10 protein-coding genes are annotated in these 15764 nt (G+C 44.2%); all 10 read right to left on the reverse strand.

Translation table 11 applies throughout. The features are described 5' to 3' along the window. Nucleotides 1-15: 15 nt before the first annotated feature. Nucleotides 16-1218 carry a methionine adenosyltransferase gene (gene metK, locus J2T20_RS02560; RefSeq protein WP_307585283.1) on the reverse strand — a complete coding sequence of 401 codons (1203 nt, stop codon included), beginning with the start codon at nucleotides 1216-1218 and terminating at the stop codon, nucleotides 16-18. Between the two features lie 153 nt (nucleotides 1219-1371). Then, nucleotides 1372-1641: an alpha/beta-type small acid-soluble spore protein gene (locus tag J2T20_RS02565; protein ID WP_307585286.1), complete on the reverse strand. Its 270-nt coding sequence runs from the start codon at nucleotides 1639-1641 to the stop codon at nucleotides 1372-1374. Nucleotides 1642-2005: 364 nt separating this feature from the next. Next, the gene (locus J2T20_RS02570; protein WP_307585288.1) at nucleotides 2006-2533 is read right to left on the reverse strand and encodes a hypothetical protein; all 528 of its coding nucleotides are present in this window, start codon (nucleotides 2531-2533) and stop codon (nucleotides 2006-2008) included. A gap of 106 nt (nucleotides 2534-2639) precedes the next feature. Continuing rightward, nucleotides 2640-5423, reverse strand: coding sequence for an S-layer homology domain-containing protein (locus tag J2T20_RS02575; RefSeq protein ID WP_307585289.1), 2784 nt, complete (start codon nucleotides 5421-5423; stop codon nucleotides 2640-2642). Nucleotides 5424-5977: 554 nt separating this feature from the next. Next, the gene (locus J2T20_RS02580) at nucleotides 5978-6319 is read right to left on the reverse strand and encodes a hypothetical protein (RefSeq protein ID WP_307585291.1); all 342 of its coding nucleotides are present in this window, start codon (nucleotides 6317-6319) and stop codon (nucleotides 5978-5980) included. 154 nt (nucleotides 6320-6473) lie between these two features. Then, nucleotides 6474-10370 (reverse strand): S-layer homology domain-containing protein, encoded by a 3897-nt coding sequence (locus J2T20_RS02585; RefSeq protein WP_307585293.1) that lies wholly within the window; start codon nucleotides 10368-10370, stop codon nucleotides 6474-6476. Between the two features lie 157 nt (nucleotides 10371-10527). Then, nucleotides 10528-11655 carry a glycosyltransferase family 4 protein gene (locus tag J2T20_RS02590; protein ID WP_307585295.1) on the reverse strand — a complete coding sequence of 376 codons (1128 nt, stop codon included), beginning with the start codon at nucleotides 11653-11655 and terminating at the stop codon, nucleotides 10528-10530. A gap of 116 nt (nucleotides 11656-11771) precedes the next feature. Beyond that, nucleotides 11772-12527 carry a WecB/TagA/CpsF family glycosyltransferase gene (locus J2T20_RS02595; protein WP_307585296.1) on the reverse strand — a complete coding sequence of 252 codons (756 nt, stop codon included), beginning with the start codon at nucleotides 12525-12527 and terminating at the stop codon, nucleotides 11772-11774. A gap of 6 nt (nucleotides 12528-12533) precedes the next feature. After that, complete coding sequence (gene csaB / locus J2T20_RS02600; RefSeq protein ID WP_307585298.1) at nucleotides 12534-13661, reverse strand: polysaccharide pyruvyl transferase CsaB; 1128 nt, start codon at nucleotides 13659-13661, stop codon at nucleotides 12534-12536. Beyond that, complete coding sequence (locus J2T20_RS02605) at nucleotides 13637-15709, reverse strand: DUF5693 family protein (protein WP_307585300.1); 2073 nt, start codon at nucleotides 15707-15709, stop codon at nucleotides 13637-13639. Before J2T20_RS02605 ends, csaB begins: the two co-directional genes overlap by 25 nt. Between the last annotated feature and the right edge of the window lie 55 nt (nucleotides 15710-15764).

Here is a 15764-nt window from a genome sequence, read left to right on the forward strand (position 1 = left end):
ATAATAGCGCTCTGATTACAATTCAGCTTGCGACTTCAATAAATCAGCCTTGTCCACACGTTCCCAAGGAAGATCAATATCTGTACGACCGAAATGTCCATAAGCAGCGGTGTATTTATAGATAGGTTTACGTAAATCAAGCATGGAAATAATGCCCGCCGGGCGAAGATCAAAGTTATTGCTGATCAGTTCGACCAACTTCTCTTCACTGACTTTGCCCGTTCCGTAAGTATCCACGTTAATCGATACCGGATTAGCCACACCAATAGCGTAAGCTAATTGAATCTCACATTTATCAGCAAGTCCTGCAGCTACAAGGTTCTTGGCTACATAACGCGCCGCATAGGCTGCGGAACGGTCTACTTTAGTAGGATCCTTACCGGAGAAGGCTCCCCCGCCGTGACGAGCATATCCACCGTATGTATCTACGATAATTTTCCGTCCAGTTAATCCTGCATCTCCCTGAGGTCCGCCAATAACAAAACGTCCAGTTGGGTTGATAAAATATTTGGTCTCCCCATCCAGCAGTTCAGCAGGCACAACAGGCAGAATCACATGCTCTTTAATGTCAGCCTGAATCTGCTCCAAAGAGATCTCTTCGGCATGCTGAGTAGATACAACTATAGTGTCCACACGCACAGGCTTGTCATCCTGATACTCAATCGTTACTTGTGTCTTGCCGTCTGGACGTAAATACTCCAAAGTACCATTCTTGCGCACTTCAGCCAAACGACGAGCTATACGATGGGATAATGCAATCGGAAGAGGCATGAGTTCAGGTGTCTCATTGGTAGCAAAACCGAACATAAGACCTTGATCCCCTGCTCCAATATTCGCTGTTTCTTCTGCAACCTGTGCAGGGTCACGTCCCTCAAGTGCAGCATTTACACCTTGTGCAATATCCGCGGACTGCTCATTAAGCGATGTCAGTACCGCACACGTATTATAATCAAAGCCATATTTGGCCCGGGTATATCCAATGTCCTTAATGGTATTGCGAACAATAGCAGGTATATCCACATACTCGGATTTGGTGCTAATCTCCCCTATAACTAAAACCAAGCCGGTAGCCACAGCTACCTCGCAAGCAACACGAGCATTTGGATCATTAGCCAAAAATGCATCCAGCACTGCATCAGAAATCTGGTCACAAATTTTATCTGGATGTCCTTCCGTAACAGACTCGGAAGTAAACAGATGGCGTCCTTTAATCGACATGAATTCAACCCCCCATTTAAGTAGTTAAAAAAAAACGAACCTTCTCCATATGGAAAAGGTTGTTGGCTTTCCTCAAAAGTCATATTAACTTATTTGAGAAGGGGTGTCAATTGAAGTCTGTGCGATCTGTCACAGCTCGTAGATTCCTGTTTCTTATCGGAAAAGCGATTGCTCCGCCTGCTTCACGAGCCTCTTCGTAATTTCGCCGCCTACTGAACCATTTTCGCGGGAGGTAAGTTGTCCTAAATACGGAGTACTCATCTGCGAATACCCGCCTGTTGTCCCTAATTCCGAAGCAAACTCTGTGTCTGCTCCTCCACCATAACCTGCTCCATACAACCCGAATTCAGAAGCAATTTCATATTGCATTTGTTTCAGCATATTTCGGCTTTCAGGTACGATTTTGCGATTATTACGTGCCATGTGCTGCACCTCCTGATCAATTAAGAATACAAGAGTATTGTGTGCGCTATGGACTTTGTTCAATCTCATCAATGTTTGGTAGCTATGGAAAAAGTACTACTCAAGTATGATTTGACCCCGATAAGGGCATTATTTATATATTAAGATGAACTTAAGATATTAACTTAAGTCTCAGGCGTCACTACCGTGAAGATTTGGACTTCCGGCCGCTGTTGTAGTAAGACTTTCTTTGATTTAACCCGCTTTTAGCGGTTGAAATCCGGCTACAAAGGCGGTCGCTATCGCTCCTACAGTTCCAAATTTCCCTTTCGTTCCTTTTCGCTTTTTGTTATTTCCTTTTGTTCAGCTTACAATAGAAAATTTTTTATTGCAGTGTATAGCCGCCGCGAACCATCACGGTAAGCCCCAAAGTTTGTCCGTTTTGAACGGAGATTCCACGGCCATCCCTTGGATAGGAGAGTAAATGGTTCGATGGAGCAACTTGTCCATTCGTCAGATCTTTGCCATCTGTTAAATCAGCCACACCATTTGCATCATTAGAGTAAATAATGGCCTTGCCTGCACGAACGATAAATTCAGCACCTGCGGAAGCTATCAACGTCTGCCCAGGCTTCACATCTACTATGACGACTGCATCTGATGAACTTGGTCCTGATCCCGGTGTTTGAGTTGGGGCTGGAGTTACAGTAGGTGTTGGCGTAGATACGGCGCCGCCTTGTAAAGCCTTTTGAATCTGTTGGTCTACATAGCTTTTCGTAACCACTGGATCATCAGCTGTCCCTGGCTGAGTACTTACGCTTGCGCCGTCGGCCGTGATATTTAGAATTGATCCTGCCCAAATACCGATGGACATGAGAAGCGTTGCTGCGGTGATTTTATATATCGGTTTCATCTTTTACCTCCTTGTATTCTAAGTGCTCTAAATATAGAAAGACTCTGCGAAGCTTAAGCTTCGCAGAGTCTTTCCCAAAAAGATAATTCTACTTCGTTGAGTAAAATTATTTAGCTGTTACAGACACACCAGTCTTAATTGGGTTGCCCTTAGCATCTACACCTACTGTAGTAGAAGCAGTTGTAACAGTTACGCTAGAGATCAGAGCGGAAGAAGTGAATTTGAAATCAGTTACTGCTCCGTCTCCAATTTTGATATCAGATGCAGCATCAAATGCACCATTATCGTTCAGGTCAACATAAGTTGGTGTTGCCGCAACAGTACCAGATGCATTAGTACCTACTACGATGAATGAGGAAAGGTCGATTACCAATTTACCAGCATCTGAACCATTACCTGGATTAACAGCAAGATCAGCAGTATAAGTCAAAGCAGTTCCATTCACTTTGATTACAAAGTCTTTGTAAGTTGCACCAGTAACAGTTTCACCGAAACCAATAACAAGTTTGTTATCAGTAGTCAATGCAGCAGTTGTCAGCACCGGCTTAGTATTATCTACAACAGCCAATGTACCTGTGTAAGTGTTAACTGTTGCACCGTTTAAGGACATTACATTAGCAACGGTAAACACTGCATTGTCATCAGAAGCTGCAACGGACTCAGAAGGAAGAGTAATTGTAGCAGACAGTTGATCTGCAGCCAGGTAAATAGTTGTTCCGGTTGGAAGTGGTTTTCCTGCCAATGTGTAGTTTGCAAGATCAGTTGCAGAGTTAGCAACAGCGCCTCCCTTAACAGCTACACCAAATGTTACTTTAATTACATTATTAGCAATAGCAGATGGTTTTGCAGTAGATGGAAGACTGAATGCAGTTGAACCCGCACCAAAGTCAATGTTGTAGTTGAATGCATCTGATTTATTAGCTGTTTCAGCTTGGTCAGATACCAGGCTAGCGCCGAAGGTGAAAGCAAAGGTTCCTGTTAATGATGTTGGAACAGCCGCGTGATAAGTCACTTTCTTATCACCTGCAACGACAGCATTTGCAGAGAATCCACCAAGGAACGTCGCAGGGTCTTTAAGAACACCAGTCATATCAACGATAGTTGGAAGTGCAGGAGTTCCTGCAGCCAGACCTTCACTGAAGTTTACTACAACGTCTGTTACTTTACCGTCGGAGTTTTTAACTACTTTGAATCCAGTAGCAGCCGGTTTTACAACATCCTTGGACAAGGTTACAGCTACAGAACCTGCAGCATAAGCATTACCCAATTCATCCTTAACGGATCCAGCAATTACAACAGACAGTGTACGGGAAGCTTTAGTTGCATACAATTCAGGTGTAAGAGTCAACAAGTAGTTCTTGCTGTCAATTTTGGCATAAGTGTAAGCAACGTTTCCAAGCAACTCATCTTTAACAACATTTTGCGCTGGTGCAAAAGCAGCAGCTACAGTAGCAGCATCCATATCTTTGCTGAACGTAACTTTAATTGCTTTGTCACTGTAAGTGCTCAAAGTTGCTGTAGGTGCTACTGTGTCAACAGTAACTGCAAATGCTTGGGAAGTAGTTACAGTAACATTTCCGCCTTTGTCAGTCAGGTTGATCAAATCAAGTGTATGGTTACCAGTTGCAGTAAGGTTCAAACCAGTAATTGTACCAGTTGTTCCATCCCATACGATGCTGTAGTAAGCACCATCAACTTTAGCCAAACCACTTGCTACTGGCTCAGATACAGTTACTGTAAGTTTTGTTGCAACAGCTGAATTTGTTTTAGCTGATACAGAAGAAATTACAGGTTTTACAGTATCTTCATAAGTCAGAACAGTTGTGAATTTAGCTGTTTTCTTGTCAGCATTGTCAGCCAATGTGATTGGCTCAACAACAGCAACACCATTAGTTACTTCAACTTCTGAAGCAGCTGCAAATGTCAATGTAGCAGTGTTTCCACTCAATGAAACGGAAGTAGGATTCTTAGTTCCAATTGCGTAGTTAGTAAGAGTCTTAGCAGCTGTTTCGTCAAGTGCTCTGTTAAATTTAACTTCTACTTGAGTAGCGTTAACTGGAGTGAAAGAAAGAACCTTAGCAGATGCCAATGTTACTTTAACACTATAGTCGAAGCCATTGTTTTTGAATGCTACAGTTGTTTCAACGCCTTCTACCAAAGCAGTAGCTGGAGTTACAGTTGCTGTAGTTTTGTCAGCAAAAGTTACTACTACGCTTGTTGGGCTTGTAGCCTCAGCGGAAGTAACAACTGGAGCGGATTTCAGAACATCAACAGCGTAAGCTGCACTTACTACCAAAGCACGGTTAGCGTTACCTTGGAAGTTAGTTGCACTTGGGATCAGACCTTTGTTGATTACAGCTTGAACATAAGTTTTAGCCCATGCCGATGCTGTGTTGTCGATTGTAGTAGGTGTTTCAAGCTTCAACGCACGAGCCAATACAGTAGCAACCTCTTGAACAGTTACTTTACCGGATGGATCGAAAGTTGTTGCAGTTCTACCATTCATCAAACCAGCTTTAGTTACAGCTTCAATGTAGCCGCGTGCCCAGTGGTTTGCATTGTAGTTTTTGTCTTTGTAAGACAGTGTAGTTGTGATTTCGCTAAGGTCAAACAATTTAGCGATGATTTTGGAGAATTCAGCGCGAGTCAAGTCTTTTTCAAGATGTGCTTGACCGTCTGGGAATCCACTAAGAATACCTTTAGCTGCCAGAGCTGAGAATTGTGCTTCTGGAGTTGTTGCAGTTTCACCAAACGCCACAGAGGCAAACATCGAGAATGCCATTGCTGTAGATAATGCTACGGATAAAATTTTCTTCATAACCTTTTTTTCTCCTCCTTGGACAATCATGAACTTAGTATTTTCTTTAGTTGGGTAGCTCATGTCACTCATTAGCCGATGCACCCCCTTTCCCGAGTTGAGCATATTAAGTATAAATAATGTCTGTGACGGGTATCACAGAAACTGGTAAACGAATTCAAGGCATGACAATGCTAGATTCCTAATTCTACCTTAGCATTATACAATGTGCCTTCAGTCACGTAAAGCTAAATCTTCCCAATTGGTTAAATCAGCTGCTCGTTGACTCTACATCTTAAACGCAGATGGTTTCTAAAAGTTGCGCTTATTGCAAAATAAATTTTTCGAACTGTTTCTTTCGAGACTCCGTACCACCCCAGAGAAAGACAATTGTGTATGTAATTCAAACTTTTTCTATTAATGGGTGGCTACGGAAATCAGTATAGCATGACTTATTCAGAGCGTCACCATACAATATTTGCTAAGTTAATAACCATGATTTTCTTATTTAATACTCTTCTACACAATAAAATAACCCCACAAAGTGGGGCCTGGGCTTGAAGCTTACTCAGGTACTTTGCGGGGACCCCGAAAACATATAATTAAAAAAAGCGCCGGGATCGGCGCCTTCCTCTATAACATATATACTAACGAATCTTCATAGACAGCAGGATTAGCTCCTGACGCTTCTCTGGGCTTGAATTCACATTGTTGTATAGAGCATCTATAGCCTCACGGTTGTCACGGTAGCTCTTCTCATGCTTAATAGTGGAGTGAGACCAATCTATTAATGCATTCTCGGCAACAATAAGCTCATTATATGCATCATGAAAGCCGGTAGCTTGTACAAGGCCTTCCATGACCTCCTGCGTAATTTCCTGGAGTGCACGCTTGGTGGTAATATCTTTCTCAAGCTCTTTAGCTCTATTCTCAAACTTATTCTTTGCTCGCATGTAGTCTAGTTGTGCTTTGGCTAAAATCGGTTTCATCGATGGCTTTCACCTTTCAGAACATATTATTGTCTACGTTATTGTACCGTATCCCGGAACAGATTACAAAGTTTAATGTCTATACTAAGACATTATATTACAAAAATGCCGGTCTACGAAGGGTTCTCGCAGACCGGCTGTTTATGTGATCCCGTTAGTTAAAGTTCTTAGGGAAGATCGCTGTACTCTTTTGTAGGAGTGCTACAGCAATTTTACCAGCTTCTGCTCTAGTCAGTTTGCCCTTTGGATTGAAGTTATATACAGGCTTTTTCTGTCCAGTAACCGTTATCGGGCTACCTTCCATTATCTTAGCTCTGGATACAGCTTCGATTGAAGGAAGTGAGTAGAATTCCATACTTCCCGTATCCACGAAGGATTTACTTAGGCTTGTTAATAGCTTGTCATTATTTAAAGACATCTTCAACTTCAAGGCCCGGGCAATCATAACTGCAGCTTGTTCACGGGTCAGCGGTATTGTTGCACCGAAGAACCCGTCACTAAGTCCAGTTACAATACCGGCTCTTGCAGCAGTCTCGATATGCTCGAAATCCCAGGTTGCTGCACTGGATTCCGGAACGATATCGAAGAAGGTCTGCTGGCTTTCATTGTAGTCAAGCGGGATATTAAGACCTTTGACTAACAATGTAGCGAACTCTCCACGGGTAGTTGTATCATCCGCACCGAACTGATCCGCACGAAGGTTCTCCATAATTCCTTTGGAATACAAACCATTTAACAAATTTCTTGCCCAAGGATGATTGGTGATATCGTTATATCCACGGCGGAGTTTCATGACCGTGTAATACCCGAACTCATCAAATGGAACGGTAACCGTGTGCGTCTTCGTATCTACCTCACCGCCAACGTTTATCCATTTCCCTGTGTCCGAATAACGGAATACTGTAATGGTTGAACCTACTTCATCTACGATATTAGAACTGAACGAAAGGGTTAAATTGCCACGCTGGGAAGGTACAATTTTACGTTCATAATCATATCGAGTGTAGTAACCTTCTGTTGAATAGGGAGCAATTCCGTTGGTTCCGGCAATGTAGCCGGTCGATCCCTTGGTTCCCTTCTCGCCTAAGCCACCGCTAATCCAGTAGATATCCGATACTCGAGAGAAATTAATCGTTGTAGCATTGGAAGTGAAGTACTGGGAAAGCTCATCTGGAATTTCGATACCGGTCGCACCCATTGGTGTTCTCGCATCCTTATCCACATTGATTGTATTCCCATAATCATTCTTCCGTTCCACTACACCATCAATCGGATCCGCTATACCGAAGAGAAGTTTCGTATCCGGATAGTATTTGGAAGCACCGGAATTAGTATAACCTTGCATTAATGTTCCTTTTGGAAAGCTGAGTTCCAGCCCCTTGTTAAATACACTGTACTTGGAAGCTACCTTCTCGGCCATATACTGTGTATCCACTTGAACAGCACTTGCATAATACACATTTACAGTGGTATTTAGCGTAGTATCGGCACGAATAATTTGAATTTTGATCGTTGTACTCTTGTCAGGCTTCAACCCTACATAATCATAAACAAATCTGTTGGGTATATCCAAACGCTCCGTGGCCTCGAACTTATCTATGATTACTTTCTTGGCACCTTCAGCTTCAATATCAAAGCGCACAAAGTTTTTGTTAACTACAATCTGATCACCAACCGTAGCGGCTGGGGACAGAATACGGTATGGAGTCACTTCGCGCTGCACTTCAATACGCTGAGTAGTACGCGCTCCAGTACTATTAATTAACTCCAAATTATATACATGACTGCCTGGTGCATCGAACTTGAATCCACTAATCCGCAGGATGAAGTCCTTGCTTTGACCCGCATAGTCAAAGGTATAGGTTTTACCGTTGTACACGAATTCTTTATTCTTCACCAGAATATTGTCAGTTGTACTCATTAATCCTTCACGATCTGCCCCTGAAGTCGAAAATAGAAGCTGGGATCCCTCATATAAGTTCAATGTGGATGCACCACCACCTCTTAACACGAGGTCGTAATCCTGTTGGTTCGTTACATATTTCTCATTCTTGTAAACGTAATCGCTAGTCAGATTAAGAATTTTGCCGAGCGTATCCGCCGAGTAGGTTGTTATATCCTTATCCGGGAACGAAGTACCACCCTTGAGAACGGGATGGAAGGTCTTCAGCGTGGATCCGTTGGTATCAATGATATAAATCCGTATTTCCTTACGAACCTCTCGCTTGTTACCCAGACCGTCCATAGAAACACCTGTCAGTACGATGATATTCTCTCCGTATACAAGTGGACCGGAACGCGTAATACTTAACGGTACAGTGAATTTTCTATCTGCATCTAGAGTTAGCATCATCGTGGAAGGATCCGAAATACCATTAACAAACAATTGTTGACTAGCCAAATTCTCAAACCCAATATATTGACCAGAAATCTTCAGCGTCTGAGTGGTCTCGGAGCTGAATGAGTAGGTCTGTCCATCGTACAGACTGTCTACATAGATATAATTCTTAGAGATATAAGCGATATTAACATCCTTAGTGGAAACAGAACCGATAAATTGAAACCGCACTAACTGTTGCCCACTAGAAAATCCAGTGATCTTATACACTTGTTCATTGGCAGCTAAGCTGGGATCAGCTGGCGTCGTAATCACTTTGGACATGGTTATTGCCTTTGGACTCATAGGCAGGTAAGAAGCCGTAAGATCAGCAGCACTTAGATCGCGATTACCCTTAACCAAAATGTAGAAATCAGCACTATCGATTTGCGCCTTGTCGAGTGGCAGCCTTGAAACTCCAGACACACTGCCTGTTCCAGTATAACCTTTTAGATAATAAAGATTTGATATTACTGTTTCATTCTTCATATATTTGTAAAAGGTCGTTTTTGAAGTCTGGAAGTCGATGTAGCTTACTCCTAGCGATACTTTATTGACAGTAGAGATGGTTAAAGGACTTGTAGTGATAAAGGATACCAATCGGTAGGTCGGCGTTACTCCATCCGAACCCGGAATAATTACTTCATCCTTATAGTCTCCCAGGGGACTAGTCACTGCATTCGTATTCGGATCTATACTAAAAGATTTTAGAATTTTAAAGCTCACGGGAAGTTCATTTACGGTTATCGATGCATTGGACTCAAAAGAATTGCTATCATAGGGCACCAGGATCTGCCCCATCATATAAGCTGGTGTAGTGTTGTCTTGAGTAAGGGTTGGGGCATTTCCCATCATATTATAGCCCTCGGTCCCTTGAACAAGGTTTATATCTATAAACGGTTGCTTCGTATTGAAGTAATATAAGGAGCGCTTAATGGTAATGGAATCGGAGGCGTTCTTCACAACGATCTCCAGATTATTAATCCCGGAGGTCAACGTAAGCCCCGGTGTAAAGAACGTCCCATCTTCGAGAAGTGTGGTCTGGAGCGCCGTACCACCATTTAAGGAGACGGTAACTCTCGTAGCGTTCGCAACTGTACCTTTGATGGTTATGGATGCGTTGGGAACAACAATTTGCGTTCCTTCATTTAGATTAATAGGTGCAGGTCCTCCGCCAATAACCTGTAAAGATTGAATAAAGGGAATCTGGTCATACAGGACATAAAAGGACTCCGAACGTTCCAATAAACCCTGCATCCCTGAGAAAGTGATCTTGTTGTACCCTGAGAACAAGCTTAGTCCACTTGTTGTAAAGCGATTTCCCAGACTGTTGGAATCCACATTCACTGCCCCCATAATAACGTGAGTAGGGTCAGTTACCCATTTGGTGCCGCTTTGGCTCAGCTGTTCCACGGTCACTTTCATCGTAGATGAAGTTACTTGTGAGAACGTTCCTGTGATGGTCAAAATACTGTTGTTGGTTTTATATACGTTACTTCGGGAAATAGAGTTCTGATCAAGTGCGATGGTATTCCGAAGTTCATTGTCGTCCGGGCTGAAATATTGTGTAGATGTAACTGCGGCCGAAACGGGCTTGGCCCAACCCGCTGGAATAAGCGAGACGACCATAGCTGCCAACAGCAGCCACAAGAAAGGTCTCTTGATGCGTTGCATGTGTATATCTCTCCTTTAGATTCATATTCTTGTTACCCTCATAGTTTTCTATCGGTTACCGGAACCCTTATATTTAGGAATAAAAACAAAAAACTCATCCCAATATGGGATGAGTTTTGTTATTTAAGGAATATATTACAAGAATGATACCTTGGGATTATGATTTGGAGCTCCTTTCCGGATCAAGCTTCACACGTAATCTTAAAATAAAGTCAATGACAGGACGTTTGGTCTTGCCAATGAGCCCAGTGATCTCTGCTCCGATCTGTAGGAAGAAGAGCATCACACAGATGACTACGAAAGTAACCCAGTTCGCTTCTTTCAATGCAGCTGAAGATTGGATAATAGCTAGTATGCCAAAGAAAGAGGCTATACCGTATATAATGAGTACGGTCTGACGATGACTAAAGCCAAGCTCGCGTAAGCAATGATGCAGATGACCTTTGTCAGGTGCAAAAATCGGCTTCTTCTGCAGCTTGCGGCGAACAATCGCAAAGAAGGTATCCGACAGCGGAACCCCAATAATCAATAAAGGTGTAATAAAGGATACCACGGCAATTTGTTTGAACCCTAGCAGTGCCAGCAGAGCTAAGCAAAATCCAAGGAACAACGAACCGGTATCACCCATAAAGATCTTCGCAGGATGAAAGTTAAAGAACAGGAATCCTACGATACTACCGAGCAGCAGCAGACACAGCAACGCAACCATTACGTTGCCCATCAACAAAGCCATGACAGCGATTGTAGCGATGGCAATCCCCGATACCCCTGCAGCTAGTCCATCCAAACCGTCAATCAAATTCACGGCATTGGTTACTCCGACAATCCAGAAGATTGTGAGTGGAATGGATATCCAGCTTTCCAGTGATGAATACGTATTGTTAAAAGGAATATTTACAAAGTCAACAGTAATACCAAAACCGAACACGACGATACATGCTGCGGCAATTTGGCCCAGCAGCTTCACCTTGGCTGACAGTTCAAAACGATCATCAAGACCACCAATTAGAACAATCAGTCCGCCGCCACATAGTAGCGCTTTGATGAAGTTGGCCTCACGCGGAGTAAAATCATAAGGAATAATCGGCAATACGGCAAGCAGGCCTAACACAAACGCCAGAAAAATACCTAGTCCGCCAAGGCGGGGCATAATCTTCGTATGCACTTTACGGGCATTAGGCACATCCGTGGCACCAATCTTAATGGCGAACTTCTTCACCAACGGTGTCAAGCACAGCGCGAGGCCCATACACACGATAAATCCGGCGATGTATATAATTAACATTTGATCAGTCGACCCCCATTTCTCTACCGCATTGAATTATACGCTGTTACGAAAACAAATTCCAATTCTGAAATTGGGCTATTTATTTCATATTTACGGGGAATATCGTCATATACTCAAGCTTTTGTCACTTTTTCTTTGTCGCGCAGCACTTTTAATGCGAATTTCGGCAGCGCAAGCATTCTACGATAACGTGTTGGCTCTTTAAGGAGTCGGTATAACCACTCTAATCGAAGTTTTTGGAATGCTTTGGGTGCCCGGCGGCTCTTACCCGAGATCACATCAAAGCTTCCTCCGACACCCATCATGATCGGAATTGCAAGTTGTGACTTGTATTTAGCAATCCAAGGCTCCTGGCTGTCTGCACCCCGAGCGACAAACAACAGGTCAGGCTTTGTACTTACAATCTCAGCTACAACCTCCTGATCCTCAGCCGGTCCAAAGTATCCGTCCCGGAAGCCTGCAATGATAAGTGCAGGATATTGCAATTGTAACCTTCTGGCAGTCTCCCGAATCACTTCCTGTGTAGAACCAAGGAGGTAAACTCTCCAGTGATAGCTTTCACCAGTCTTCAATAATTCATGTAGCAAATCGAAGCCCGCCACACGTTCTTTAACGGGATTACCACTGCGTTCAGCCGCCCAAACAACACCCGTTCCGTCCGGAACGACCAGCTCGGCAGAGGTCATAATGTTCATGTATTCAGGGTTCTCCAAAGCACTCATCACCATGATCGGATTGGCTGTAATAATCTGATGTGGCACACGTGCAGAGACCGCCTGAACCAAATATGAAACAGTCTCTTTCATATCTAGCTTGCTTACCGGAATCCCGTAAATGGGCACCGTAGGTAGGATATTCGTATCTTTCACTCTATATCATCCTTTATGGCTTAAATATTGGGCTATTTTCCTTGCAGGCGCTTCCGCCTCTTGAACCAGCATGGAGATAAGGGATTCCCGTTCCTGCTGCCATTCGGCTCCTTCACGCAACAATTGAATAATCTTGGATGCGAGCTTCTCACTCTCCAAAGCGTCTGTCGATCCTACCGGATCACATTGTATTCGATCCAGAAAATGATCAATTTTCGGATCGTAGGATATCCCGATCAGCGGTACTCTCTGTCCTGCGGCATAAATCAGGCTATGGAGCCTCATACCAATCAACACATCGCACTGTTCCACTTCGCGAAGCATGTGCTGAGGATGTACTGCATTTTCACAAATGCTGACCCTTCCGCCATTCCCCTCAAGATCCTTACCCAATAGCTCCATGGTATATCGTGAGGCTTCATTATCAGAGGGTAAATGAAAGGGCAGGAACCGCAGATGCAGCGGCTGAGCAACACTAGCTTGTCTTAAACCTTCAGCGATAGCGTTTAGCTCGCGTCGGTCCGCTTCCCAAAAACGAACGGATATGCCAATGACCGGAAGAGAGGGAGATTCTGTGATTGCTTCAGCTTCACCCTCAGGCAAGGACAAGCCCATAACAGGATCAGGTACAACCTCAATTTTCTCGGCCGCAAGTCCAATCTTCTGAAGCAGTTTGCGAGATTGCTCATCCCTTACCGATACATACTTACATTTGCGGAATACCGATTTAATAAAAGGATGGAACAACTTGCGGTTAAGAGGTCCGATTCCCTGAGCATAAATAAAGGTAGGCTTTCCCATCCATTGAGCAAGCTTGATAATGCCTAAGTAGTACGGAATGCTTTTACTGCTGGTTACATCTTGCAGAAGACTGCCTCCACCGCTGATTAGACCAGAGCTCTCTGAAAGAGCTCTTCGGACTTCACCAAGCTTCATTCGGTGTACGGATTTCACACCATAAGTTGCGGTTGTCCATTCCGGATCTATAGATAACACTACGGGTTCAATCGCTATTCCGGCGGAATCTGCTTGCCGCTTCAGTGCAATAAGGATGGACTGCAGTACCGCTTCATCTCCGCTGTTGCGAAAGCCGTAATAACCGGAAATAACTATCTTTTGAGGAGCGGCGACCATCGTTTCCAACACCTTTCCGCAATTTGCCATGCCAATACTGCAACGATACCGATAATAGCTCCCAGCCCCAGTCCCAGCAATCCACGAACGAGAGAAATCAGAAGCGGTGAATGAATGTGCGCGAACGTATCCACCATCGACAATTGACCGATGACAGCCACAATCATAAGAAAGGCCGCGTTCCGATATTTCAAGGCCAGAAATGCTCCTAGAATGAAGAGTGGATGAGCCAATAAAAATTCTTTGTTACGCGGACGGACATGGACCGTATTTTCCAGGAACGTACGGAAAGACATTTCGAGCGAACTTACACTACCGCTATTACCAGTACGGCTAATGTAATACAGACCAAGGACGCCCAATACACCTGCTAAAATAACCATAGCCACTGTAACTGGCATACGCAGTAGGTTCCCGGTTTTATTAAAAGTAAACTCTCCGCGATATAACAGCACATACAACGCAACCAGACCAATAGGAGCGATGTGCAGGAGACTAACTCCACGGAACTGTTCCAATACGAGACTGTAAGTCACATTGTTGAGCAGTGCCACCACAAAAGGGACTGCACTAAGAGAAATCAAGGCAGTCTTCACATATAGCACAAGACTGTGAGCAAACCGGCGCTGCGGACTCATAACAGTATACCCGATACGGGCGTTACTCTTCTTAGCATTCGCAGTTCCTATATTGCCGTTTCTTAAAGGTGGGCCCAGAACGTTAATCTTACGGATAGCTAGCACCATACCCAGAGTAGGGGCACTAATTGCTGCCGCAAGAGCCAGAGCTTGCTCGAAGAGAACGGGCTTTAGTACCAAAAGTCCTGCACTACCTACCAGACCCAAAACCAAGGCAGGGAGTGTCAACCATGGAATGAAGTAGGATATCATGAGCGCTACGAGCGCTACAGCCCCAATCACCGCTATAAGCTTGAAATAGCGCTGGTAGGGTGAGTCTACAACCTCTGCAGCGGTAGCCTGTCCCAGTGTAAATCCGTTGTCTTGAATTTTCTGAACAGCACCATTCGAATCGCTAAGACTTGTGATCAAGTTGTCCAGCGTATCGGTAATCTTAGCTTTGGTCAAATCACGCGATGGAGCGGTATTCAGATACAACATCCGAATGTTGCGGTCTTTGGTGGCCAATGCGAAACGGTCAGCAATCACAACAGGATCAAGACCCGAATCTGTCTCACTGAGGGAGTACAACCGGGCAACATTGTAATCCAGGTTATAAGCAAGCTTATTGAAACCCTTTTGCTGACTCTTCAAGTTCTCAATAACCGCAATCCCCATCCCATGCTCCTTCAGGAGGTCTGAGAAAGCGTTCAAGCTGTTCAGGCGCTCATTATCACTGAATCCTTTAACAGAATCCCCTTCGAAGATAATGCGTGTTACGTTAACACTCTCATAATACTGCAGCAGCTTTGCTACAGATTCTTGATTATAGGTCAACGAGTCCAGTAGCCGCGGAACAATATTGAATCCCTTGGCATGCAGCATATCGATCGTAAGTGGATCCGGCTGCATCGGCTTAAGCGTTGCTTCCTCTAGCGGCGTCTCAATGATGAGACCCTGCTGTCCACGGAAACTCCAGTTCCTAGTAGCAATCCCTGTGTCACTGAAAGTCTGACGGATGCTAGGCTCCAGCGCCTTATAATTATCACCACTGGTAAAAAGTACATACGTATAGTTCTCATTCTCCTGAACAACGCCCTCAGTCAGCGCTGCCGCTTCTGTGGAGCCCCAGATCATTATCCGCCGTGCCTTGCGCAGATCATCAAGGGTGCTCTCAGAGACGGCCATGCTTTGCACGCCAGCACCTTTTAAGCGATCAAGCTGTTCTGCTATATAATCCTGCGGTTTAGCCCTATAACTGGCTACATCCACCAAGTCTCGATAATCAAATACAATCTCAACTGTCTTGGAGGATCTTTCCGTCTGCAGGCGATCATAGGCTACGGCCAGTGCTGCTACCAGTCCAACTATAACCATAATCCAAAGCCACTTCCGAAAAGATATATTCCAACGCTGCCATTTTTGCTGCACCCCAAGTACCCTCCTCTTTCAACTTAACAACCCTTCTCACATAAGAAGAAACGGC

Origin of the sequence: Paenibacillus wynnii (assembly GCF_030812855.1) — a bacterium.
GTDB lineage: Bacteria > Bacillota > Bacilli > Paenibacillales > Paenibacillaceae > Paenibacillus_AQ > Paenibacillus_AQ wynnii_A.